The organism is Pseudonocardia wallangbongensis (assembly GCF_054486945.1).
This window is the reverse complement of sequence record NZ_JBRERS010000012.1, coordinates 170,169-193,947: the sequence shown is the minus strand read 5'-3', so window position 1 is coordinate 193,947 and position 23,779 is coordinate 170,169. Positions and strand designations below refer to the sequence as shown.

The following is a 23,779-nucleotide window of genomic DNA, read 5'->3' as shown; positions in this document are numbered from 1 at the left end:
CAGGAAGAGAGCATGATCGAGATGCGGCTGGCCGATGTTGCCGCCGTCACCGGTGGGCGCCTCCACCGGGCCTCAGGGGACGAGCGGGTCACCGCCGTCGAGTTCGACTCGCGCGCGATCGCTCCGGGCGGCCTGTTCGTCGCCCTGCCGGGCGAGCGGGTCGACGGACACTGCTATGCCGCCGCCGCGATGGCGGCCGGCGCCGTGGGGGTGCTCGCCGGGCGCGAGGTCGATGCGCCCGCCGTCATCGCGCCGCCGGTGGCCCGGCAGGCGGGCACCTACCTCGACGAGAGCGACCACGACGGCGCGGGTGCCGCGGTGCTGGCCGCGCTCGCGGCGCTCGCCGGTCACGTGGTGCGGGCCCTGCCGGCCACCACCGTCGTCGGGGTCACCGGCAGCTCCGGAAAGACCTCCACGAAGGACCTGCTCGCCGCCGTGCTCGCCCCGCTCGGGCCCACGATCGCGCCGCCGGGGTCGTTCAACAACGAGCTCGGCCTGCCGTGGACGGTGCTGCGCGCCGGCCCCGACACCCGCCACCTCGTGCTCGAGCTCTCCGCCCGCGGCGCGGGGCACATCGCGCGGCTCGCCGCCGTGGCCCGGCCGCGGATCGGGGTCGTGCTCAACGTCGGGCGCGCGCACGTCGGCGAGTTCGGCTCGGTGGCGGCGATCGCGCAGGCCAAGGGCGAGCTGGTGGAGGCGCTGCCCCCGGACGGCGTGGCCGTCCTCAACGCCGACGACGCCCTCGTCGCCGCGATGGCCGACCGCACGGCGGCGCGGGTGGTGACCGTCGGGCGGGGCGATGCCCTCGTCCGCGCCGAGGACGTGCGCCTCGACGGCGGGCGGGCCCGCTTCACCCTGGTGGCCCCCGCCGGGCGCGCCCCCGTGACGCTGCGGCTCGTGGGCGAGCACCACGTGGGCAACGCGCTCGCCGCCGCGGCGGTCGCACTGGAGCTCGGCGGCACGCCGGAGGGCGTCGCCGCGGCCCTGAGCGCCGCGGAGCCGGCGTCGAGGTGGCGGATGGAGGTCACCGACCGCGCGGACGGGCTCACCGTCGTCAACGACGCCTACAACTCCAACCCCGAGTCGATGCGGGCCGCGCTGTCCGCCCTCGCCGCGCTCGGCGCGGGCAACCGGCGCACGTGGGCGGTGCTGGGCCGGATGGCCGAGCAGGGCGACGGGACCGTCGCCGCCCACGCCGAGGTCGCGGCACTGGCCCGCAAGCTGGGCATCGACCGGCTCGTCGCGGTCGACACCGCCGACTACCCGGGAGCCCGCCGGACCTCCGACGTGGACGAGGCCGTGGACCTGCTGCGGGCCGAGGCCGGGCCGGGTGACGTCGTGCTGGTGAAGGCGTCCCGCGCGGCCGGGCTGGAACGGGTGGCCGAGGGGCTGCTGCGCGCGCCGGGACCGGTGCCCCGGTGAGAGGTGTCTTCATCGCCGCAGGCGTCGCGCTCGCGGTCTCGATCCTGCTGACCCCCTACCTCATCCGGTTCTTCGCGAGGCAGGGGTTCGGGCAGGAGATCCGGGCCGAGGGGCCGCAGAGCCACCAGTCGAAGCGCGGCACCCCCACCATGGGCGGCGTCGCGATCCTGCTCGCGATCTGGCTTGGCTACGTGATCTCGCACCTGCTGACGGGCGAGCCGATCACGGCGTCCGCGCTGCTCGTGCTGTTCCTCACCACGGCGCTGGGCATCGTCGGCTTCCTCGACGACTTCATCAAGCTGCGCCGGGCCCGCAACCTCGGCCTCAACAAGACCTCGAAGACCGTGGGCCAGGTGCTCACCGCCACGATCTTCGGCATCCTCGCGCTGCGGTTCGCCAACGCCGACGGGCTCGCCCCGGCCTCGGACAGCCTCTCGTTCGTACGCGACATCACGGTGCTGTCGTTCGGCGCCATCGGCTTCGTGCTGCTCGCCAACCTCATCATCGCCGGCTGGTCGAACGCGGTGAACTTCACCGACGGCCTCGACGGGCTCGCGGCCGGCACCGGGGCGATCGTGCTGGCCACGTACACGATCATCGGGTTCTGGCAGTTCCGCAACAACTGCGCGATCGCGAGCGCCGCGGGCTGCTACCAGGTGCGCGACCCCCTCGACGTCGCGCTCGTCGCGGCCGCGGCGATGGGCGGCTGCATCGGGTTCCTCTGGTGGAACGCCGCCCCCGCCCGGATCTTCATGGGCGACACCGGCTCGCTCGCCATCGGCGGGCTGATCGCCGGGCTGTCGATCGTCACGCGCACCGAACTGCTGCTCGTGGTGATCGGCGGGGTGTTCGTGGTGGAGGTGCTGTCGGTGGCCGTGCAGATCGCGGTGTTCCGCACCACCCGCCGCCGCGTCTTCCGGATGGCGCCCTTCCACCACCACTTCGAGCTCGCCGGTTGGGCCGAGACCACGGTGATCATCCGGTTCTGGCTGCTCGCGGCCATGTGCGCCGCGCTCGGCCTCGGCCTCTTCTACCAGGAGTGGCTCACGGCCGCGGGCGGCGGCTGACCACGCCGCCCGGGGTAATCTCCCGGGCGCGCCGCGCTCTCTCGTTGCAGCAAAGCCACTTCCACGCAACGAGATGGCATGAAAGTGGCTCTGCTGCAATCCGACCGACCCCCGGGAGCGTGAACCGCACCATGACGCCCGAGGACCTGGCCGGCGCACCGGTGCTCGTGGCCGGGGCCGGGGTGTCCGGGCTCGCCGCGGCCGAGGCGCTCGTCGGGGTCGGGGCGCGGGTCACCGTCACCGACGCCCGTCCGGCCGCGCTGGCCGACCTCCCGCCGGGCGCCGAGCCCGGGGACGACCAGGACGGCGTGCCCGCAGGCACCGCGCTCGTCGTCACCTCCCCGGGGCGCCGCCCGGACCACCCGCTGGTCGCCGCGGCCGCCGCGGCCGGCGCCCCGCTGGTGGGGGAGCCGGAGCTCGCCTGGTGGCTCGCGCAGGCGCGGGAGCATCCTCCGACGTGGCTCGCGATCACCGGCACCAACGGCAAGACCACCACCACCGGCATGCTCGCGGCGATGCTGCGCGCCGCCGGCCGCGACGCCGTGGCCTGCGGCAACATCGGCTACCCGGTCGTCGCGGCGGTACGCGCGGGCCACGAGGTGCTCGCCGTGGAGCTGTCCAGCTTCCAGCTGCACTGGTCGCCGTCGATCCGGCCGTACGCCGGGTGCGTGCTCAACGTGGCCGACGACCACCTCGACTGGCACGGCTCGTTCGCCGCCTACGCGGCCGCGAAGGCCGGGGCGCTGCGGGCGGACGTCGCCGTCGCCGGGGTGGACGACCCCGCGGCCGCTGCGCTGCTCGCCGCGGCGCCCGCGCCCCGGCGGATCGGCGTCACCCTCGGCGAACCGGCGCCCGGCCAGCTGGGGGTGGTCGACGGGATGCTCGTGGACCGCGCCTTCTGCGACGACCCGGACGGCGGGCGGCTCGTCGAGGCGGCCGCCGTGCACCCGGCCGGTGCCCCGGGTATCGCCGACGCGCTCGCGGCCGCCGCACTCGCCCGGGCCGTGGGCGTCGGGCCGGACGCCGTCCGCGCCGGCCTCGACGACTTCCGGCCCGGCCCGCACCGCGGCGGGGTGGTCGCCACCGCGGGCGGGGTGCGGTACGTCGACGACTCCAAGGCCACCAACCCGCACGCTGCCGCCGCGTCGCTCGCCGCGCACGCCCCCGCTCCGATCGTGTGGGTCGTGGGCGGGCTGCTGAAGGGCGCCTCCGTCGACGACCTCGTCGCGCGGAACGCCCGCCGCCTCCGCGGCGCCGTCGTGATCGGCAGCGACCGGGCCGAGATCATCGCCGCGCTCGCGCGACACGCGCCCGACCTCCCCGTCGTCGAGGTCGTGCCGGGCGACGATGCCACCATGCCGACCGACGTCATGACGACCGCAGTCCGGCGGGCCGCTGCCCTCGCAAGGCCCGGCGACGTCGTCCTGCTCGCTCCGGCCGCGGCCTCGATGGACCAGTTCGCCGACTACGCCGAGCGCGGCCTGAGGTTCGCCGAGGCGGCGACCTCGCTGGGGACGGCGCCATGACCGTGCCGTTGCCGCGGGGCGGGGAGCGGGGCCGGGGCGTGCGTGCGGCGTCCAGGACCGCGTCGCGGGGCGGTGGGGCGAGGACGGCGGTGGCGCGGCGCATCGCGGTGCGGCCGAACGCGCTCCGGCTCGCGATCGGCCGCACGGCCGCGGCGCTCGGCCAGTGGCTGCGCCGCCCCCTCACGTCGCTGCACCTCGTGCTCGGCGTCTTCGGCCTGTTGACGTTGTTCGGGCTGGTCATGGTGCTGTCGGCGTCGTCGGTGGAGTCGCTCACCGCGGACGGGTCGTCGTACTCGGTGTTCACCCGCCAGCTGATGTTCTGCGGGCCCGGCCTGCTGATGTTCTGGCTCGGGCTGTGCATCTCCCCGCGCCGGCTGCGCTCGCTCGCCCCCGCCGCGCTCGTCGTCGGCGTGCTGGCGCTGGTCGCGGTGCTGTTCGTCGGGGACACCCGCAACGGGTCGCGGGCCTGGTTCGCCCTCGGAGCGTTCTCGGTGCAGCCGTCCGAGGCGGTGAAGGTGGCGCTCACCCTGTGGGGTGCGCACGTGCTCGTGGCCCGCAAGGCCGTCATGCACCGCTGGAAGTACGCGCTGTCACCGGTCGTGCCGGTCACGGTGGTGCTGCTGACGCTGCTGGTGCTGCAGCCCGACCTGGGCATGACGATCTCGCTCGGCGTCGTGCTCGTGGCGCTGCTGTACTTCGGCGGCGCGCCGATGCGGCTGATCCTCGCCCTCTCCAGCGGCGCGGCGGCCGGGGCGGTGGCGCTCGCGCTCACCGCCGAGTACCGGATGAGCCGCATCACGGCCTTCCTCCACCCCGAGAACGCCGACCCGCAGGCGGCCGGCTTCCAGGCGCAGCAGGCGCTGTACTCGCTCGCCGACGGCGGGCTTTTCGGGCAGGGCCTCGGGCAGGGCCGCGCCAAGTGGAGCTACCTGCCCAACGCCCACAACGACTTCATCTTCGCGATCGTGGCCGAGGAGCTGGGCTTCATCGGGGCGTTCGCCGTGCTGGCGCTGTTCGCCACGCTCGCCTACACGGGCTTCCGGATCGCCGCGCGCAGCGCCGACCCGTGGCTGCGGCTCGTGGTGGCGACGTCCACGACGTGGCTCGTCACCCAGGCCGCCATCAACATCGGGTACGTCGTGGGGCTGCTGCCGGTGACCGGGCTGCAGCTCCCGCTGATCTCCTCGGGAGGCACGTCCCTCGTGGTCACCATGTTCGTCTTCGGGGTGCTGGCCAACGCGGCGCGGCACGAACCCGAGGCCATCGCGGCGCTCAAGCAGCACCAGAGCAGCATCGCGCGGCTGCTGAGGCTGCCGCCGCCCCAGCCGTACCGGGCGCCGGTCCAGCGCGGGCGGGTGCGGTGACCGGCCCGTCCATCGTCGTCGCGGGCGGGGGGAGCGGCGGGCACATCGAGCCCGCGCTCGCGTTCGCCGACACGGTGCGCGCGTTGCGCCCGGACGCGCGCATCACCGCGCTGGGCACCGAGAAGGGCCTGGACACCACCCTGATCCCGGCCCGCGGCTACCCGCTCGAGCTGATCCCGCCGGTGCCGCTGCCGCGCCGGCCGACCGCCGACCTGCTGCGCCTGCCGGGCAAGGTCCGCGGCGCCGTCTCGCGGGTGCGCGAGGTGCTCACCGGCACCGGCGCGCAGGTGGTGGTCGGGTTCGGCGGCTACGTCGCGCTGCCCGCCTACCTGGGCGCCCGCGGGCGCGTCCCGATCGTCGTGCACGAGGCGAACGCCCGCGCCGGCCTGGCCAACAAGGTCGGTGCCCGCTTCGCCGACATCGTCGCGGTGGCGGTGCCGGGCACCGGGCTGCCCGGCGAGCGGGTGGTGGGGATGCCGCTGCGGCGGTCCATCACGGGCCTGGACCGGCAGGGGCTGCGCGCCCAGGCCCGGCAGTTCTTCGGGCTGCCGCCACAGGGGCCGGTGCTGCTCGTGTTCGGCGGCTCGCTCGGCGCGCGCACGCTCAACACGGCCGTCGCGGCCGCGCTGCCCGAGCTGCTTCGGGCCGGCGTCGCGGTGCTGCACGCGCACGGCAAGGGGGGCGAACCCGCGCCGCCCGCTCCGGGGTACCTCGGCGTGCCCTACATCGAACGGATGGACCTCGCCTACGCCGCGGCCGACGCCGTGCTCTGCCGGGCGGGCGCCACGACCGTCGCGGAGGTGTCGGCCGTGGGCCTGCCCGCCGTCTACGTGCCGCTGCCGCACGGCAACGGCGAGCAGGCGCTCAACGCCCGCCCCGTCGTGGCCGCCGGTGGCGGCGTGCTGGTGGACGACGCCGACCTCACGGGGGAGCGGGTGGCCGCCGAGCTCGTGCCGCTGCTCCACGACCCGCGCCGGCTGGCCGCGTCCGGAGCGGCCGCCCGCTCGTCCGGGCACGCCGCCGCCGCCGACACGCTCGCCCGGATGGTGCTGGAGCTGGTCGGTGCGGCACCGGAGCCGGCGACCGAGGTACTGCCGCCGTGGAGGGACAGATGAGTGCCGAGCTCGCGAAGCGCGTCCACCTGATCGGGATCGGGGGTGCCGGGATGAGCGGCATCGCGCGGATCCTGCTGGCCAGGGGCACGGCGGTGTCCGGCTCGGACGCGAAGGACTCCCGCACCGTGCTCGCGCTGCGCGCGCTGGGCGCCGACGTCGCCGTCGGCCACGACGCGGCGCACCTGCCGGAGCCGCCCGCCACCGTGGTGGTGTCGTCCGCGATCCGGGAGAGCAACCCGGAGCTCGCCGCCGCCCGCGAGCGCGGCATCCCCGTCGTGCACCGGGCGCAGGCGCTCGCGGCGCTCACCGCGGGGCGGCGCCTCGCCGCCGTCACCGGCACCGCGGGCAAGACGTCCACCACGTCGATGCTCACGGTCGCGCTGCAGCACTGCGGGCTCGATCCCTCGTTCGCGATCGGCGGTGACCTCACCGCGTCCGGCTCGGGCGCCCACGAGGGCAGCGGCGACGCGTTCGTCGTGGAGGCCGACGAGAGCGACGCCTCGTTCCTCGCCTTCTCGCCCTCGGTGGCGGTGGTGACGAACGTGGAGGCCGACCACCTCGACCACTACGGGAGCCCGGAGGCCTACGTCGCGGCGTTCGACGAGTTCCTGGGCCGGATCGTGCCCGGTGGGACGCTCGTGACCTGCGTGGACGACCCCGGCGCCGAAGCGCTCGCCGCCCGTGCCGAGGCGCGCGGCATCCGGGTGGGTCGCTACGGACGTTCCGATGCCGCGGACGCCCGGCTCCTCGACTTCCGTCCGGACGGCACCGGCGCCCGCGTCGTGCTGGTCCACGCCGGTCGCGAGCACCAGCTGCGGCTCGCCGTGCCCGGCGAGCACATGGCGCTCAACGCGCTGGGCGCCCTGCTCGCCGGGGTGGAGCTCGGCGCGGACCCGGACGCGCTGCTCGCCGGGCTCGCCGCGTTCGACGGGGTGCGGCGGCGGTTCGAGTTCCGCGGCCGGGCCGCGGGCGTCGCGGTCTACGACGACTACGCCCACCACCCGAGCAAGGTGGCGGCCCAGCTGCGCGCCGCGCGCCAGGTGGTGGACGGGCACGGCCGCGTGGTGGTGGCGTTCCAGCCGCACCTCTACTCCCGCACCCGCGACTTCGCCGCCGAGTTCGGCACCGCGCTCGGGCTCGCCGACGAGGTCGTCGTGCTCGACGTGTACGGCGCGCGGGAGGACCCGCAGCCCGGGGTGAGTGGGGCGCTGATCGCCGACGCGGTGCTGCTCCCGGCCGAGCGGGTGCGGTTCGTGCCCCGCTGGGAGGACGTGCCCGCGGTCGTGGCGGGGGTCGCCGTGGCGGGCGACCTCGTCATCACGATGGGCGCGGGCGACGTCACCGTGCTGGCGCCGGAGATCCTGCTCGAGCTGGAGCGGCGGGCGCGGTGACGGGTCGCCCGGAGCGCGTTCGGCGCGGGGACCGCGCGCTTGCCGACCGTCCGGCCGCCCGCCCACCCCGGGACCCGGAGCGCGTCCCGCGCCGTCCGGTGTCGAAGGAGCGTTTCCGGCGGCGCCGCCTCGCCGCCCTGCTGATCGCGGTGGTCCTCCTCGTCGGGCTCGGGTTCGGCGCCCGGGTGCTGCTGTACGACGCGGGCCTGTTCGACGTCGAGGCCGTGGAGGTCACCGGCGCCGCCACCGTGTCCCAGGCCGACGTCCTCGCCGCGGCCGCCGTGGCGACCGGGGTCCCGCTCGCCGCCGTCGACACGGAGGCCGTGGCCACGCGGGTGGCGGCGCTGCCGCCGGTGGAGTCGGTGCACGTCGGGAGGTCGTGGCCGCACACCGTCACCGTCTCGGTGACGGAACGGATGCCGGTGGCGACGGTCTCGACGGCGCAGGGGCCCGCGCTCGTCGACCGCTCCGGCGTGGTCTACCGGGGCGCACCCGCCGAAGGCCTGCCCCGGCTGACGACCACGCCGCGCTCCGGCGACCCGGCCACCCTCGCCGCCGTGGCCGTGCTCGCCTCCCTGCCCGACGACCTGCGCGCGCGGGTCGAGACCGCGGGCGCCAGCGTTGCGGCCCCGGGCGCCCCGGGCCAGGTCACGTTGCGCCTGGCGGAGGGCAAGGAGGTCCGCTGGGGCACGCCGGAGCGGGACGAGGAGAAGGCCGCCGCCCTCGTCGCGCTCCTCACCCAGCCCGGCACCGTCTACGACGTCACGAGTCCGGACCTCCCGACGATCCGTCGCTGATCGGGTGTCGTCGGGTCGCCCGCTATGGTGACGACCGGCCCCCGCGCGCCCGTTCTCGCGGGCCGGAGGGGAAGATCAGCACTGAAGATCAACCCCTTTGGGGGCTGGCGCGCCAGCGGCGCGCCTGCTGGACCGAGACCCGGACGAGACCTAGCGTTCTCCTCCGATGGCCCGGACCCCCGGGGACGGACCCGAGCTTGACTGGAAGGTGCGCCCTTATGACGCCCCCGCACAACTACCTGGCCGTGATCAAGGTCGTCGGCATCGGTGGCGGCGGCGTGAACGCCGTCAACCGCATGATCGAGGTCGGCCTGAAGGGCGTCGAGTTCATCGCGGTGAACACGGACGCCCAGGCCCTGCTCATGTCCGACGCCGACGTCAAGCTCGACATCGGCCGGGAGCTGACCCGGGGCCTCGGTGCCGGCGCCAACCCCGAGGTCGGTCGCAAGGCCGCCGAGGACCACCGCGAGGAGATCGAGGAGGTCCTCAAGGGGGCCGACATGGTCTTCGTCACGGCGGGCGAGGGCGGCGGCACCGGCACCGGCGGTGCGCCCGTCGTCGCGTCGATCGCGCGCAAGCTCGGCGCGCTGACGATCGGCGTCGTCACGCGGCCGTTCACCTTCGAGGGGCGCCGCCGCGCGGGGCAGGCCGAGGAGGGCATCCAGTCGCTGCGCAACGAGTGCGACACGCTCATCGTGATTCCCAACGACCGGCTGCTGCAGCTCGGCGACGTGGGTGTCTCGCTGATGGACGCGTTCCGCTCGGCCGACGAGGTGCTGCTCTCCGGTGTGCAGGGCATCACCAACCTGATCACCACGCCGGGTCTGATCAACCTCGACTTCGCCGACGTCAAGTCGGTCATGTCCGGGGCGGGCAGCGCCTTGATGGGCATCGGCTCGTCGCGCGGGGAGGGCAGAGCCGTGCAGGCCGCGGGCAAGGCGATCAACTCGCCGCTGCTCGAGGCGTCGATGGACGGCGCGCAAGGCGTGCTGCTGTCCATCGCGGGCGGCTCCGACCTCGGTCTCTTCGAGATCAACGAGGCCGCGTCGCTGGTGCAGGAGTCCGCACACCCCGAAGCCAACATCATCTTCGGCACCGTGATCGATGACTCGCTCGGCGACGAGGTCCGGGTCACCGTCATAGCCGCAGGCTTCGAGGCGGGCGGGCCCACGCACAAGAAGCTCGAACCGGCCGCGTTCAAGTCGCAGGAAAAGCAGCCGTCCGGGGTGATCGCGTCGGGCGTGAGCGGTACGACGTCGCCCTCGGACGGGAACGGCAGCGCGCCGGCCGGTGGTAACGGGGCGGCGCCCGCCGCCTCCACCACCCCGAGTGCGCCCGCGGCCCCGCCCACGGGGGGCACCGTGCCGTCGAGCCCCGCGGCGTCCACCGCCGGGCCCACCGGCAACGGCAACCCCGCACACGGGAACGGATCCGCCGCGGCGCAGTCCACGCCGTACACCGCCGCCCGGCCGCCGGCCGCGCCGAGCACGCCGGCCGCCCCGAACCAGTCCGGCACCCTGCCGCCGGCCGCCCCGCCGCCGGCGGGCGGGTTCACCACCGCCCAGCGCCCGGCCGACCTGCGCCGGGAGGCGACGTTCGACTCGGTGCCGGAGCCGCAGCGCCCGCATGTGTCCGAGCGCTCCACGGCCCCCCTCTACACCCAGCCGGTGGACGTCGCGGACCTCGACGACGACGTGGACGTGCCGCCGTTCATGAAGAGGTGAGCGCGCGCGTCCGGCGGGTGGTGAGCACCCGGGCGGGCGGCCGCTCCCGCGGCGACTTCGCCTCGTTCAACCTGTCCGCACTGGTCGGGGACGAGCCGGGGGCCGTGGCCGCCAACCGTGCGCGGCTGCGGCGCGAGCTCGGGGTGCCGGTCGTGTTCCTCGAGCAGGTGCACGGCACCCGGGTGGTCACGGTCGAGTCGGTCCCCGCTGCGGACGCGCCGGACGTGCCCGCCACCGATGCGGCCGTCACGGCCCTGCCGGGGGTGGGCGTCGCGGTGCTCGCCGCGGACTGCGTGCCGGTGCTGCTGGCCGATCCGGCCGCCGGTGTCGTCGGTGCGGCCCACGCCGGCCGGGTCGGCGCCGCGCACGGGGTCCTGCCGGCCACCGTCGCGGCCATGGAGGCGCTCGGGGCGCGACGCGACGCCCTGGAGGTGCTGCTCGGCCCGGCGATCTGCGGCGGCTGCTACGAGGTGCCCGACACCATGCGCGCCGAGGTCGACGCGCGGCTGCCCGGCAGCGCCGTACGGACCCGGCGCGGCACCCCCGGGCTCGACCTGCGCGCCGGGCTCTACCACCAGCTCACCGAGCTCGGGGTCGCGCGCATCGGCGGCGACCCGCGCTGCACGCGCGAGACCCCCGACCTGTACAGCCACCGCCGGGACCCGCGCAGCGGCCGCCAGGCGGCGATCACCTGGCTCGACCCGCGATGACGGCGCCCGGCCGGCGGGAGGAGCTCGCGGGGCGGCTCTCGGCCCTGCGCGAGCGGATCGCCGCCGCCTGCGTCGCGGCAGGGCGTGATCCCGCGTCCGTCGGCCTCCTGGCCGTGACGAAGACGGTGCCGGCGGAGGACGTCGCGGCGCTCCTCGACCTCGGGCTCACCGCCTTCGCGGAGAACCGCGTCCAGGAGGCGGAGAAGAAGGTGGCCGCCGTGGCCGCGCTGCGTCCGGACGGGCATCCGCGATGGCATCTGATCGGGACCCTGCAGCGGAACAAGGCCAGGTCGGTGGTGCGCTGGGCCGATCGGGTGGAGTCGGTGGATTCCACCCGCCTCGCGGACGCGTTGGACGCGGCCGCACGGCGCGACGAGGAGACCGGTGGGCGCACCGATCGGTTACCGATTTTGCTGCAGTACAGCGTCGACGGTGACCCACTGCGAGGAGGCGTACCCCGAGCGGGCTTGATCCGCCTCGCCGAACACGTCGCCACGTGCGCCGGGTTGCGGCTCGCCGGCCTGATGGCGGTGGCCCCGCTCGGCGCCGATCCGGATGCCGCGTTCGCCGACGTCGCCGCGGCCGCGTCGGAGCTGCGCGACCGGTTTCCGCAGGCCACGGTCCTCTCAGCGGGCATGAGCGCTGACCTGGAGACCGCGATCAGGCACGGATCCGGCCTGGTGCGTGTCGGAACGGCCCTTGTGGGGGAACGACCGTTAACCTCGCGGTGATCGTCGGTCGCCGGGGCAGTGACCGGCCGTCGGGCAGTCGATGATGGGAGCGCGGATGGGCGCGATGTACCGGCTCAAGGCCTACTTCGGCATGGTGCCCGCCGAGGAGCTGGGCGAGTACTCCGATGATCCGCTCGCCGACCGCTACCCGGAGCCCCGGCGCGAGCGTTCGCCGCGCGACTACGCCAACGAGCGCTGGGACGACCGCTTCTCCTACGAGGACGACTCCGAGCCCGTCCGGCGCGACCGCTACGACGACGAGTGGGACCGCCGTCCCGCCCGCCCCGTGGTGGCCGAGCGCGCGGTCGCACGTGGCTCCGGCGGCCTCGGATCCCCGGTTCGCGGGGCGCTCGCGATGGAGCCTGACCTGCAGGAACCGCTCCGATCGGTGGCCCCGGTGCCGGCCGCGGTGCCCGAGCAGCGCGACCGCGCCGCCACGGGTGCCGCCGCGCTCGCCCGCATCACCACGCTGCAGCCCCGCAGCTACCGCGACGCGCGCACGATCGGCGAGCGGTACCGCAGCGGCGTCCCGGTGATCATGAACCTCACCGAGCTCGAGGCCGCCGAGGCCAAGCGGCTCGTCGACTTCGCGGCCGGCCTCGTGTTCGCCCTGCACGGCGGCTTCGACAAGGTCACCAGCCGGGTCTTCCTGCTCACACCGGCCGACGTCGAGGTGTCGGCGGACGACGCGCGGATGCTCGCCCAGCGGACCGTCTCCGGCGGGGCCACCGACCCCGACCGTGGCTTCCGGGGCGAGTGAGGACGGGAGCCGCGGTTAGGATCGGCGACGTGCCCCTCGCCATCCAGTTCGTCCTCTACTACCTGCTGTTCTTCTTCTGGCTCCTGCTCGTGGGCCGGATCGTGGTGGAGCTCGTGCGCAGTTTTGCGCGCCAGTGGGTGCCGGTGGGGCCCAGCGCCGTCGCTCTCGAGCTGATCTTCACAGCAACCGACCCGCCTGTGAAGTTGTTGCGGAGAGTGATCCCCGTTCTCCGGATCGGCGGCGTTGGACTGGACCTGTCGATTATGGTTCTACTGCTGGTGGTGTTCATACTGATGAACGTTGCCCAGCCGACGCCGTAGTGAGCCCCAGTCACACGGTGCCGCCGCCGAGGACTGCATGAGGTGATCCGATGCCGCTGACGCCCGCCGACGTCCACAACGTCGCGTTCAGCAAGCCCCCTATAGGGAAGCGGGGCTACAACGAGGACGAGGTCGACGCGTTCCTGGACCTGGTCGAGGCAGAGCTGTCTCGACTGATCGAGGAGAACGAGGACCTCCGCGAGCAGGTTTCCCAGCTCGAGCAGAGCCTCAGCAACGCGCAGGCCGACCTGGAGGAGGCCCGGTCGCGGCCTGCTGCCGCGGCGGTGTCCCCGCCCACGCAGCAGATCCAGCGGCAGGAGCCGCCACTGCGCCAGGCCGAGCCGCCGCAACGCCCGTCGTTCGCCGACGTGGCCGAGGGTGGCGACAGCCACGTCCAGGTCGCGAAGGTCCTGAGCATGGCCCAGGAGATGGCCGAGCGGCTCACCGCCGAGGCCAAGTCCGAGGCCGACGCGATGCTCACCGACGCGCGCACCAAGTCCGAGCAGCTGCTGTCGGAGGCGCGCGCCAAGTCCGACGGCCTCGTCAACGACGCCCGCGCCCGGGCCGAGACGATGCTCAACGACGCCCGTACCAGGGCCGAGACCCTGGAGCGCACCTCCCGGGACAAGGCCGCCACGCTGGTCGGTGACGCCGAGCGCAAGCAAGCCGAGATCATCGGCACCATCACGCGCGACAAGTCCGTGCTCGAGAAGAAGATCGACGAGCTGCGGACGTTCGAGCGCGAGTACCGCACCCGGCTCAAGACCTACCTGGAGTCGCAGCTGCGCGACCTCGGGGAACGCGGCTCTGCGGCGCCGTCCGACAGCCGGTCCAGCTCGAACGGCGGATACGCCTCCACCGGTTACGGCCAGCGCGCCGACGCCGGGAGCTGAACCTCGACCGACCCGGGTGGTGCGGCCGGACCGGCCCCACTTCCGCAAGACGGAGTGAGACGTGCTGCTGCTGGTCCTGATCCTCGTTCTGATCGCCTTCGGCCTCCTCGTGGTGGCGCTGCTGTCCGGCAGCGTCCTGTGGGCCTGGGTGTCCGTCGCCGTCAGCGTCGCCGCCGCGGCGGTGTTGCTGATCGACTGGCTGCAGCGGCGGAGCGCGGTACGGGCCGGTGCCGAGGCGGCCGCGGCCCAGACCGCGGTAGAGCCGCCGCGCATCCGCACTCCTGACCCGGAGCCGGTCACCGAGGTGCTCCCGGTCATCCCGCGGGGGTCCGACGCGCCTGGCCGCACCGGTGGGGCAACGACCGGTGAACGGTACGACGACACGTCGGACACCACGAAGACCGTCGTGATGCCCGTGGTGCAACCGTCCGCCTCTACGGAGCGACCGCCCGGCGCTTCCCGCGAGACCACCGCGTCGAGCGGTGATTCGTCACTCAACGTGACGAAATTGGGTGCGGCGACTACCGCCTCCACCCCATCGACGGGCACGGACGAGAAGGGCTCCGCGGCGGACGATTCACCGCCCACCACGGCTGCGCCCAGCGCCGGCGGACAGGCGGCGCCGTCCTCGCCGCCCACGGAGGCCGTCAGCAACGGCCGGCCCGACGACGCCGCCGACTCGAGCCCCACCGCGATGGCGCCCGCCGCTCGCGAGCCGGACGGCCCGGCCGACGGCGCGGGCACCGAGAGCGCGCCGGCTTCCGCCGAGGAGCCCGCCGCGGAGGAGAGCGCCGGCGCGCCGCCCGAGGCCACGGGTGCCGAGGCGGCAGCGGCCACGGACAAGCCCACCGAGTCGCCGACGGGTGCGCCGGAGCAGCAGGGCGCCGACGCCCCGGCGGCCGGCGCGACCGCCGCGGCCGCCGAGACGGGTGCCGAGGCCCCGCCACCCGCCGCCGACGGCGAGCCGCCGGAGGAGCAGCGTGATCCCGCGGCCGCGGCGGTCGTCGCCGGGCTGGAGACCGAGGTGCTGGTCATCGACGAGCAGCCGCGCTTCCACGTGAGCACCTGCCGCGCCCTCGGCGGGAAGGCCACCATCCCGCTGCCGGTCCGCGAGGCCGTCGAGCTGGGCTTCACCCCGTGCGGCTGGTGCAGCCCCGTGCGCACGCTCGCCGCCCAGGAGCCCGCCACGCGGTAGGTGGACGGTCGCGGCCATGACGGTCGTGAACCCAAGGTGGCCATCCACCCAGGGCGACGGGGTCCACGAACCGGGCCGAATGCGCGCGAGCCAGGCCTCCCCGGCGGGGTGATCAAGGGGAGAAGGTCGCCAGCCGATCGGTTGCGACCATGAGCCCTTGATCACCGCCGCTCGGGCCCAGGACCGATGGTCGGCGCGCCATGATCGGCGCGATCGGGACATGAACTGCAGGGGTGCAGGTCATGTCCCGATCCTGCTGATCAAGGCGATCGCGGAGGCCACCCCCGAGTACCGGCTCGACGGGGAACACGAGAACACGCTCGATCCGCCCGCCCGCCGATCACCCCTGCAGTCCACGAACCTCCGGTGGCGGCCCCGGGCCGTCGCCGGCCGGGCCGACGGCGAGCCGCACGCCACGGTCGCGACCACTGCACTGGTGTACTGCTCGGGCCGATCACGGGTCGCGAGAAGTACCTCAGCGTGGTCGCGGCCGCCGCCGGGTGCTGCTCGCATCGATCATGGGTCGCACCGCTGCGCGGTGCGGGGCGATCGCCGGGGATCCTGCTGCGGTGGGCGCGCCGTACCCGACCGGCCGCTGCCTGCCCGCCGTCCGTCCGGCCTCGCGCGTGTTCGTTCCGGTTCGTCGATCCCGTCGCTTCGGGTGGGTGCCCGGGTTGGGTGCACTACCGGATCCTGGGGTTGCGGGGGCGGCCGTCCCCGGCTGTCACGCACGCCAGTTCTCGACGAGCCCGTCACTGCTGGGTGCGCGCGGACTATCCGGTGGTCCCGCCTCCACTCACTCCACGGCTTCGGCGAGAGTCCGGGTGCGTTCCGCGGAACCGACCCGGGCGTGGGTCCACCGGCTCGGCACCGAGTTACTGCGTCCCGGGCAGCTCGAGCGCGGTGCCCCGGGGCGGCACGTAGCTCTGGGCGGGCGGTCGGTGCTGCGTTCGGGACCACCGGACAGTGGCGTGGGCACCCGGCGGTGACCGTCTCGCCCACAGACAGGCGTGCCCCCACGTCGGGGACGGCCGCCCACGCCACCCCGGGGGTCGGTAGTGACCCCAACCCGGCCACCACCTCGACGAAGGGGGACCGGCGCATCCCCGGGTGCCGGTCACGACCACCGGGACGGACCTGGAAGGCATCGCGTCCCGAGGTGACCGGGCCCGCCCACGAGAGACGAACCGCGGCGAGACCCCCCAGACGGCCGACCCCCTCCGGCGGGTTCACGGGTGACGACGGCCCTACCGCAGGCCCGGACCGCAGGCCCCTGCGACCGCACCCGTCGACCACGCCACATCCCGCGCTCGATCGTCGAGCGACCGCCGCGGGATCGGGCCCGCATCGCCTCGATTCGGCAACACCCTCCCCCTGTAGCCGATGTCCCGATCGTGCCGATCACGGCGCTCGGGTCGTGGATCCGGGCCTCCCGGCGCCGGTGACCAAGCGCTGGGGCCCGGGGGAATATGCCGTGGCGCCCTGGCGCTACCCTTGTCACACAGGCACCGATCCGGCCATCACCGGGGAGCCTCCGGAAGAAACGCCCCTCGGGGCGCGGTAGAACCGGACGGGAGCGGCCCGTCACAGCCGTCCGAACGAGAGGCCGTTCCGTCCCGGAGCGGCAAGCGGGGTGGTACCGCGGCGCTCGCTGGAGCGTCGTCCCCGTGCAGGCAGCACCACGAGCCACGCACGAGGAGCACCACCAGACATGAGCGACCGCTACCCCCCGGTTCCCGCGCATCCGGCGTTCCCCTCGCTCGAGCGTGAGGTCCTGGACGCCTGGGAGCGCGACGACACGTTCCGCGCGTCCGTCGACGCCCGCCCCACGGGTCAGGACGGCAGCAACGAGTTCGTGTTCTACGACGGCCCGCCGTTCGCCAACGGCCTCCCGCACTACGGCCACCTGCTCACCGGCTACGTCAAGGACGTCGTCCCGCGCTACCAGACCATGCGCGGCCGCCACGTCGAGCGCCGTTTCGGCTGGGACACCCACGGCCTGCCGGCCGAGGTCGAGGCCGAGCACCAGCTCGGGCTCAAGAGCAAGGCCGAGATCGACGAGATGGGCGTGGCCGCGTTCAACGAGGCCTGCCGCACCTCCGTGCTGCGCTACACGGACGAATGGCGCGAGTACGTCACCCGCCAGGCCCGCTGGGTCGACTTCGACAACGACTACAAGACGCTCGACCTGGACTACATGGAAAGCGTCATGTGGGCCTTCAAGACCCTCTGGGACAAGGGCCTGGTCTACCAGGGCTTCCGCGTCCTCTGGTACTGCTGGCACGACGGCACGCCGCTGTCGGCCACCGAGACCAAGATGGACGACGTCTACCTGGACCGGCAGGACCCGGCCGTCACGGTGGGCCTGCGCCTGCACGCGCCGGGATCGGACCTCGACCGGGCGCTCGCGCTGATCTGGACCACCACGCCGTGGACGCTCCCGTCCAACCTGGCGATGGCCGTGCACCCCGAGGTCGAGTACGCGCTGGTGGCCGCGAACGGCGAGCGCTACGTCCTCGCCTCCGCCCGGCTGGCCGCGTACGCGCGTGAGCTCGGCGAGGAGCCGGACGTCGTGGCGACGTTCCGGGGTTCCGAGCTGCTCGGGCTGTCCTACACCCCGCCGTTCGACTTCTTCACCGGGTGGGAGAACGCCCACCGCGTGCTGGCCGCGGACTACGTCACCACCGACGAGGGCACCGGGCTCGTCCACATCGCGCCCGCCTTCGGTGAGGAGGACAAGGTCGTCACCGACGCCGCGGGCATCGAGGTCGTCGTGCCGGTGGACACCAAGGGCGAGTTCGACGAGCGCGTGCCCCCGTACGCGGGCATGCTGGTGTTCGACGCCAACCCGCACATCATCGCCGACCTCAAGCGCGGCGCCCCGCACGCGCTCGGCGTGCTGCTGCGCCACGAGACCTACGACCACCCGTACCCGCACTGCTGGCGCTGCGGCAACCCGCTGATCCAGCGGGCGGTCGACTCGTGGTTCGTAAAGGTCACCCAGTTCCGGGATCGCATGGTGGAGCTGAACCAGCAGATCACCTGGGCGCCCGCGCACGTCAAGGACGGCCAGTTCGGGAAGTGGCTGGAGAACGCCATCGACTGGTCGATCTCCCGCAACCGGTACTGGGGCTCGCCGATCCCGGTGTGGATGAGCGACGACCCGAAGCACCCGCGCACCGACGTCTACGGTTCGCTCGACGAGCTGGAGCGGGACTTCGGCGTGCGCCCGACGGACCTGCACCGGCCGTACGTCGACGACCTCACCCGGCCCAACCCGGACGACCCCACCGGGAAGTCCACGATGCGCCGGGTGCCCGAGGTGCTCGACTGCTGGTTCGACTCGGGCTCCATGCCGTTCGCGCAGGTGCACTACCCGTTCGAGAACACGGACTGGTTCGAGCACCACTACCCGGGCGACTTCATCGTCGAGTACAACGGGCAGACCCGCGGCTGGTTCTACCTGCTGCACGTCCTGGCCACGGCGCTGTTCGACCGGCCGGCGTTCCGCTCGTGCGTGGCCCACGGGATCGTGCTCGGCGACGACGGGCAGAAGATGTCCAAGTCGCGGCGGAACTACCCGGACGTCAACGAGGTGTTCGAGCGCGACGGCTCCGACGCCATGCGCTGGTTCCTCATGGCGAGCCCGATCCTGCGCGGCGGCAACCTCGTCGTCACCGAGCAGGGCATCCGCGAGGGCGTCCGGCAGGCGATCCTCCCGCTCTGGAACACCTGGTACTTCCTGTCCCTCTACGCCGGGCGGCGCGGAGTTCGGCGCACCGACTCGACGCACGTGCTGGACCGGTACGTCCTGGCCCGCACCGCGGCGCTCGTCGACGAGCTCACCGCGGCGCTGGACGTGTACGACATCGCGGGCGCGTGCGAGCGGGTGCGCGACCACGCCGAGACGCTGACCAACTGGTACGTGCGGCGCTCGCGCGACCGGTTCTGGGCCGGCGACGAGGACGCGATCGACACCCTCCACACCGTGCTGGAGGTGACGTGCCGGGTGGCGGCCCCGCTGCTGCCGCTGACCACGGAGAAGATCTGGCAGGGGCTCACCGGGGAACGGTCGGTGCACCTGGCCGACTGGCCGGCCGGCGGGGAGCTCCCGCACGACGACGCGCTCGTCGCCGCGATGGAGCGGGTGCGACAGGTGGCCTCGGCCGCGCTCTCGCTGCGCAAGGCGCGGGGGCTGCGGGTGCGGCTGCCGCTGGCCCGGCTCACGGTGGCCGCAGCCGACGCCGAGTCGCTCGCCCCGTTCGCCGACATCCTGCGCGACGAGGTGAACGTCAAGGACGTCGCGCTGACCACCGACGTGTCCGCCCACGGACGCTTCGAGATCGCCGTCAACGCCCGCGCCTGCGGGCCGCGGCTGGGCGGCGACACCCAGAAGGTGATCCGCGCCGTCAAGTCGGGGGAGTGGGCCCGCAACGAGAGCGGCACCGTCACCGCGGGCGGGATCGAGCTGTTCGAGGGCGAGTTCACCGAGAAGCTCGTGGCGACCGACCCGGACTCGACCACGGCGCTCCCGGGATCCACCGGGCTCGTCGTGCTCGACACCGCGATCACGCCGGAGCTCGCCGCCGAGGGCACCGCGCGGGACGTCGTGCGGGTGGTGCAGCAGGCCCGCCGGGACGCCGGTCTCGACGTCGCCGACCGGATCGGCCTCACCCTCGACGGCCCGGCCGGCGTGCTCGACGCCGTGCGCGCCCACGAGGGGTTCGTGGCGGGGGAGGTGCTCGCGGAGGCGGTCGCCTACGGCGCCGCGCCCGAGCCGACCCTGCGCGGCACCGTCGCCACCCCGGACGGCACGAGCGCCGAGCTCGCCGCACTGGTGACCCGCGTCTGACCCGCGAGGGCATGCGGGTCTCGGTGCGGGTCCGGCCCGGCGCGCGCCGCGACGGGGTCGGCGGAACGTGGGCGGGCCCGCGCGGCCCGGCGCTCCTCGTGGCCGTGCGGGCGCGGGCCGTCGACGGCGCGGCGAACGCGGCCGTGGTGGCTGCGCTCGCCGCCGCGTTCGGGGTGCGCCGCGGGGACGTCGAGATCGTCACGGGGGTGCGTGGGCGGGACAAGGTCGTCGCGGTGCGTGGCGATCGCGCGGCGCACACCGCCCGGTTGGCCGAACTCATGGCCTGATCGGGCTGCCCGGACGGGCGCAGGGAGGCATACTCGGAATCCATGGGGGGACTGGCGGCCACACGATGGGCCGAGCTCCAGGAGGGCCGCGGGATCCCGCCGCGCATCCTCGAGCGGGCGCCCGCCGACCCGTGGCACCACGAGGTCACCTTCTTCACGCCGCCGGTGGAGCCCCTCGACACGCCCTCGCGGCGGGCGGCGCACGCGTTGCTCCCCGAGGCCGGCAGCGTGCTCGACGTCGGATGCGGCGGCGGGGCCGCCTCGTTCGCGCTCGCCGACCGGGCGGGCCACCTCACCGGCGCCGACCAGCAGCAGGACATGCTCGACGCGTTCGCCGCCGAGGCCCGGGCCCGCGGTCTGCCGCACCGCACGGTGCTCGGCCGGTGGCCCGGTGCCGCGGCCGCCGCGGGCACCGCCGACGTCGTGGTCTGCCACCACGTGCTGCACAACGTCGTGGACCTCGTGCCGTTCCTCGAGGCGCTCACGGCGGCGGCCCGCCGCGGTGTCGTCGTCGAGATGATGGCGCAGCACCCGATGGCCTGGCTCGACCCGCTCTGGGTGCGGTTCCACGACCTGCACCGGCCGCCGCCCGCCACCACCGACGACGCGGTCGCGGTGCTGCGCGAGATCGGGGTCGAGCCGGTCGTGCGGCAGTGGGAGCGGGTGGTGCCGCCCCGGCAGGACCCGGTGTGGGTCACCCGCAGGCTGTGCCTCCCCACGGTCTCCGTGCCCGAGGTGGCCGACGCGCTGGAGCGGCTGCAGCGCCCGCGCCTGGCCGCCACGCTGTCCTGGTCGGTGGGCTGACCCCGCCGCGCTCGTGCCGTCAGCGGGTGGGGCGCACCGTCACGTCGCCGGTGCCGCCGTCGACGCGCAGGCTGCGCGGGGAGGCCGGGTCGAGCGGCACGAGCACGCGTTCCTCGCCGGTCCGGGTGTGGGCGTCGACGCGGTAGGACGTGCCGGCCGGCACCGTCAGGTCGACCTCCCCGTTGTCCGCGGTGACGTCGACCGCCTGCGGGGGCGTCAGCAGCTCCAGCCGGACGTCGCCGGTGTCGGACTCGGCCCGGAGCACCTCGGTGTGCAGGGACTCGCCCCTGATCTCACCCGTGCGCGAGCGCAGGTCGAGCGGACCGGCGAGGTCGACGGCGGTGATGTCGCCGGCGATCCGTTCTATCCTCAGCGGCCCGGAGAGGCCGCTCGCGACGACGTCCCCGTCCAAGCCGTCGACCACCACCTCGAACGCAGGCGGCACCTGGACCTCGTGGCGGATGTCGCAGCGGACGGCGAGGAACTCCCGGCAGCCGGCGTCCAGCCGGACACCGGCCGCCGTGACCTGCTGCGAGATCTCGGGCTGCCCCAGCCCGTGCCGGACGACCGTGTGCACGTGGACCTGCCCGTCGGGGCTCGGACCGATCGTGACGTCGCCGTTGGCGTCGACCGCGAGGCGGGCGGCGGCGGGGGTGAACGCGTTCGAGCGGTCGACGGTGCCGGTCACGGCCTCGGACAGCAGCCCGAAGGCGCCGGTGCCGCAGACCACCACGACCATGAGCACGGCGGCGGCCACCACGGCGGGATTCGCCTTCGCGGGCGCGGTCACGGTCAGTCCTCCAGGTACTTGAGCACGGCGAGCACGCGCCGGTGGTCGGTGGGCGCCGTGGGGAGCGCGAGCTTGCCGAAGATCCCGCTGATGTGCTTCTCGACCGCGCCCTCACCGACCACGAGCTCCGCGGCGATGCCGGCGTTGGACCGGCCCTCGGCCATCAGGGCGAGGACGTCGCGCTCGCGGCGGGTGAGCGCGGCCAGCGGCGCGGCCCGCCGGGAGCGGGCGAAGATCTGAGAGACGACCTCGGGGTCGAGCGCGGTGCCACCGGCGCGGACGCGGTGCAGCGCTTCGACGAACGTCTCCACGTCGGCCACCCGGTCCTTCAGCAGGTAGCCGACGCCGCGGGTGTCACCGGCGAGCAGTTCGGTGGCGTAGCGCTCCTCGACGTACTGCGACAGCACGAGCACCGCGACCGCCGGCCACCGGGACCGGATCACCAGCGCCGCCCGCAGGCCCTCGTCGGAGTGGGTGGGGGGCATGCGGACATCGGCGACGACGACGTCGGGCTGCTGTTCGCCGACCGACCGCAGGAGCGACTCGCCGTCGCCGACGGCGTCCACCACCTCGAAGCCCGCCTCGGCGAGCAGCCGGGAGAGCCCCTCCCTCAGCAGCACCGAGTCCTCGGCGACGGTGACCCGCGCTGTTGTCATCGGTTCAGCGGTCATCGAGTGAGCCCACCCGGACCGCACGGCAGCTCGACCGTGAGCACGGTGGGACCCCCGACGGGGGAGTCGACCCGCAGCTGGCCGTCGACGCCGGACACCCGGTCGGCGAGGCCGCGCAGGCCGGTGCCGCGGTCGGGGTCGGCGCCGCCCACACCGTCGTCGGTGACGGTGATCCAGACGGGGGCGCCGCGCTCCCGCCGCACCGCGACCACCGCGCTCGTGGCGCTGGAGTGGCGGGCGATGTTGGTGAGCGCCTCGGCCACCACGAAGTAGCCGATCGCCTCCACGGTGGAGCTGGGCCGCTCGTCGATCTCGACGGTGAGCTGCACCGGCACCGGGCAGCGCACGGCGATCGCGGAGAGCGCGGCGTCGAGCCCGCGGTCGGTGAGCACCGGCGGGTGCAGGCCGCGGATGAGCCCGCGCAGCTCGGTGACGGCGTCCTTGGCCTGCTGGTGGGCGTCGTCGAGCAGCTCGCCCACGGCCTCGGGGTCCTGCTTGTACCGCGTCTTCGCGCGGCCCAAGGTCATCCCCAGCGCGACGAGCCGCTGCTGGGTGCCGTCGTGCAGGTCGCGCTCGAGCTTGCGGCGCTCCGCCTCGCCGGCGTCGACCACCCGGGCCCGGCTGCGCTCCAGCTCGTCCACCCGGCGGGCGAGCACCTCCGGCACCGGCCCGAGCAGGGTGCGGGCGAGGGCGGTGTCGGCGGCCGCGAGCGCGCGCAGCACCGTGGGGGCGGCCAGCAGCAGGACGAGCCCGAGCCCGGCGAGCAGGGCCCGTCCGCCGCCGGTGTCGACGAGGGGGAACCCGTACGCGATGGTGCCGTCGGCCGGGTCCCCGAGCCCGAGCAGCGGCATCGCCAGCAACGCCAGCGCACCGGACAGCAGCGTGTACGTGATCCCGCAGGTGACCACCCCGACCGGCGCGGCGAGCAGCTGGTGGAGCGCGCGGCGCCGCACGCCCGGGTCGCGCAGCAGGACGCCGCCGTAGCGCAGCGGGTTGCGCTCGAGCGCCGGCAGCGGCTGAGCACCGACGTCGACGCCGAGCAGGATGCGGTAGCGGGCGCGCTCGAGGCGGGCCATGCCGGCGCTCACCCACGCGGTGACGATCCACACCGGCACCCCGAGGAGCGCGAGGGGGAACAGCACGATGCTGAAGACCAGGCCCATGCCCAGCACGAACGCGGTGGCCGCGCCCACCACGGCGTCGAGCAGCAGGTGGGCGGCCGCGAGCCAGGTGGACGGGGCCACCAGCGCCCGCAGCGGGTCCCGGTGGGGTGGGCGGGCCGCGGGGGCGACCTCCAGGGGCGGCGCGATCACCATGGGAGCAGGCTAAGGAGCGGCGTCGGGGGGCCGCCATCCCGTTG

Annotated in this window: 20 protein-coding genes; 17 read left to right on the top strand and 3 right to left on the bottom strand. The window is 74.6% G+C overall.

Features of this window, described 5'->3' with window-relative positions; genetic code table 11:
- The first annotated feature begins 12 nt into the window (after positions 1-12).
- The 17 genes from ACU436_RS33675 to ACU436_RS33595 all read left to right on the top strand — a co-directional run bounded on the left by ACU436_RS33675 (position 13) and on the right by ACU436_RS33595 (position 20,958).
- On the top strand, positions 13-1,422 hold the full coding sequence (locus tag ACU436_RS33675; protein WP_459031094.1) for a UDP-N-acetylmuramoyl-tripeptide--D-alanyl-D-alanine ligase: 1,410 nt from the start codon (positions 13-15) through the stop codon (positions 1,420-1,422).
- A complete protein-coding gene (mraY, locus tag ACU436_RS33670) occupies positions 1,419-2,489 on the top strand; it encodes a phospho-N-acetylmuramoyl-pentapeptide-transferase (RefSeq protein ID WP_459031093.1) in 1,071 nt (356 codons plus the stop codon). The genes ACU436_RS33675 and mraY overlap by 4 nt, the downstream gene beginning before the upstream one ends.
- Before the next feature lie 131 nt (positions 2,490-2,620).
- Positions 2,621-4,015, top strand: a complete 1,395-nt coding sequence (murD, locus tag ACU436_RS33665) for a UDP-N-acetylmuramoyl-L-alanine--D-glutamate ligase (RefSeq protein WP_459031139.1) — start codon at positions 2,621-2,623, stop codon at positions 4,013-4,015.
- Positions 4,012-5,379: a putative lipid II flippase FtsW gene (gene ftsW, locus ACU436_RS33660; RefSeq protein WP_459031092.1), complete on the top strand. Its 1,368-nt coding sequence runs from the start codon at positions 4,012-4,014 to the stop codon at positions 5,377-5,379. Before murD ends, ftsW begins: the two co-directional genes overlap by 4 nt.
- Positions 5,376-6,494, top strand: a complete 1,119-nt coding sequence (gene murG, locus ACU436_RS33655) for an undecaprenyldiphospho-muramoylpentapeptide beta-N-acetylglucosaminyltransferase (RefSeq protein WP_459031091.1) — start codon at positions 5,376-5,378, stop codon at positions 6,492-6,494. The genes ftsW and murG overlap by 4 nt, the downstream gene beginning before the upstream one ends.
- Positions 6,491-7,885 carry a UDP-N-acetylmuramate--L-alanine ligase gene (gene murC, locus ACU436_RS33650; protein WP_459031090.1) on the top strand — a complete coding sequence of 465 codons (1,395 nt, stop codon included), beginning with the start codon at positions 6,491-6,493 and terminating at the stop codon, positions 7,883-7,885. The genes murG and murC overlap by 4 nt, the downstream gene beginning before the upstream one ends.
- Positions 7,882-8,682, top strand: coding sequence for a cell division protein FtsQ/DivIB (locus ACU436_RS33645; protein ID WP_459031089.1), 801 nt, complete (start codon positions 7,882-7,884; stop codon positions 8,680-8,682). The genes murC and ACU436_RS33645 overlap by 4 nt, the downstream gene beginning before the upstream one ends.
- Before the next feature lie 218 nt (positions 8,683-8,900).
- Positions 8,901-10,406, top strand: a complete 1,506-nt coding sequence (ftsZ, locus tag ACU436_RS33640; protein ID WP_459031088.1) for a cell division protein FtsZ — start codon at positions 8,901-8,903, stop codon at positions 10,404-10,406.
- On the top strand, positions 10,403-11,116 hold the full coding sequence (pgeF, locus tag ACU436_RS33635; RefSeq protein ID WP_459031087.1) for a peptidoglycan editing factor PgeF: 714 nt from the start codon (positions 10,403-10,405) through the stop codon (positions 11,114-11,116). Before ftsZ ends, pgeF begins: the two co-directional genes overlap by 4 nt.
- A complete protein-coding gene (locus tag ACU436_RS33630; protein WP_459031086.1) occupies positions 11,113-11,847 on the top strand; it encodes a YggS family pyridoxal phosphate-dependent enzyme in 735 nt (244 codons plus the stop codon). Before pgeF ends, ACU436_RS33630 begins: the two co-directional genes overlap by 4 nt.
- Before the next feature lie 55 nt (positions 11,848-11,902).
- A complete protein-coding gene (locus tag ACU436_RS33625; protein WP_459031085.1) occupies positions 11,903-12,607 on the top strand; it encodes a cell division protein SepF in 705 nt (234 codons plus the stop codon).
- Positions 12,608-12,636: 29 nt separating this feature from the next.
- A complete protein-coding gene (locus tag ACU436_RS33620) occupies positions 12,637-12,927 on the top strand; it encodes a YggT family protein (RefSeq protein ID WP_459031084.1) in 291 nt (96 codons plus the stop codon).
- A gap of 50 nt (positions 12,928-12,977) precedes the next feature.
- Complete coding sequence (gene wag31, locus ACU436_RS33615; RefSeq protein ID WP_459031083.1) at positions 12,978-13,820, top strand: DivIVA-like cell division protein Wag31; 843 nt, start codon at positions 12,978-12,980, stop codon at positions 13,818-13,820.
- A 61-nt stretch (positions 13,821-13,881) separates the two neighbouring features.
- Entirely contained in the window at positions 13,882-15,015 is a 1,134-nt protein-coding gene (locus tag ACU436_RS33610; RefSeq protein WP_459031082.1) for a hypothetical protein, read from the top strand.
- A gap of 1,711 nt (positions 15,016-16,726) precedes the next feature.
- On the top strand, positions 16,727-19,867 hold the full coding sequence (ileS, locus tag ACU436_RS33605) for an isoleucine--tRNA ligase (protein WP_459031081.1): 3,141 nt from the start codon (positions 16,727-16,729) through the stop codon (positions 19,865-19,867).
- An 11-nt stretch (positions 19,868-19,878) separates the two neighbouring features.
- On the top strand, positions 19,879-20,154 hold the full coding sequence (locus ACU436_RS33600; protein WP_459031080.1) for a DUF167 domain-containing protein: 276 nt from the start codon (positions 19,879-19,881) through the stop codon (positions 20,152-20,154).
- 42 nt (positions 20,155-20,196) lie between these two features.
- Positions 20,197-20,958, top strand: coding sequence for a class I SAM-dependent methyltransferase (locus ACU436_RS33595; RefSeq protein WP_459031079.1), 762 nt, complete (start codon positions 20,197-20,199; stop codon positions 20,956-20,958).
- A 19-nt stretch (positions 20,959-20,977) separates the two neighbouring features.
- Here the strand turns inward: ACU436_RS33595 and ACU436_RS33590 are convergent, their stop codons facing one another.
- The 3 genes from ACU436_RS33590 to ACU436_RS33580 are packed head-to-tail and all read right to left on the bottom strand — an operon-like array spanning position 20,978 to position 23,735.
- A complete protein-coding gene (locus ACU436_RS33590; RefSeq protein WP_459031078.1) occupies positions 20,978-21,748 on the bottom strand; it encodes a DUF4097 family beta strand repeat-containing protein in 771 nt (256 codons plus the stop codon).
- Between the two features lie 2 nt (positions 21,749-21,750).
- Positions 21,751-22,419, bottom strand: a complete 669-nt coding sequence (locus ACU436_RS33585) for a response regulator transcription factor (protein WP_459031077.1) — start codon at positions 22,417-22,419, stop codon at positions 21,751-21,753.
- Complete coding sequence (locus ACU436_RS33580; protein ID WP_459031076.1) at positions 22,416-23,735, bottom strand: sensor histidine kinase; 1,320 nt, start codon at positions 23,733-23,735, stop codon at positions 22,416-22,418. The genes ACU436_RS33585 and ACU436_RS33580 overlap by 4 nt, the downstream gene beginning before the upstream one ends.
- Between the last annotated feature and the right edge of the window lie 44 nt (positions 23,736-23,779).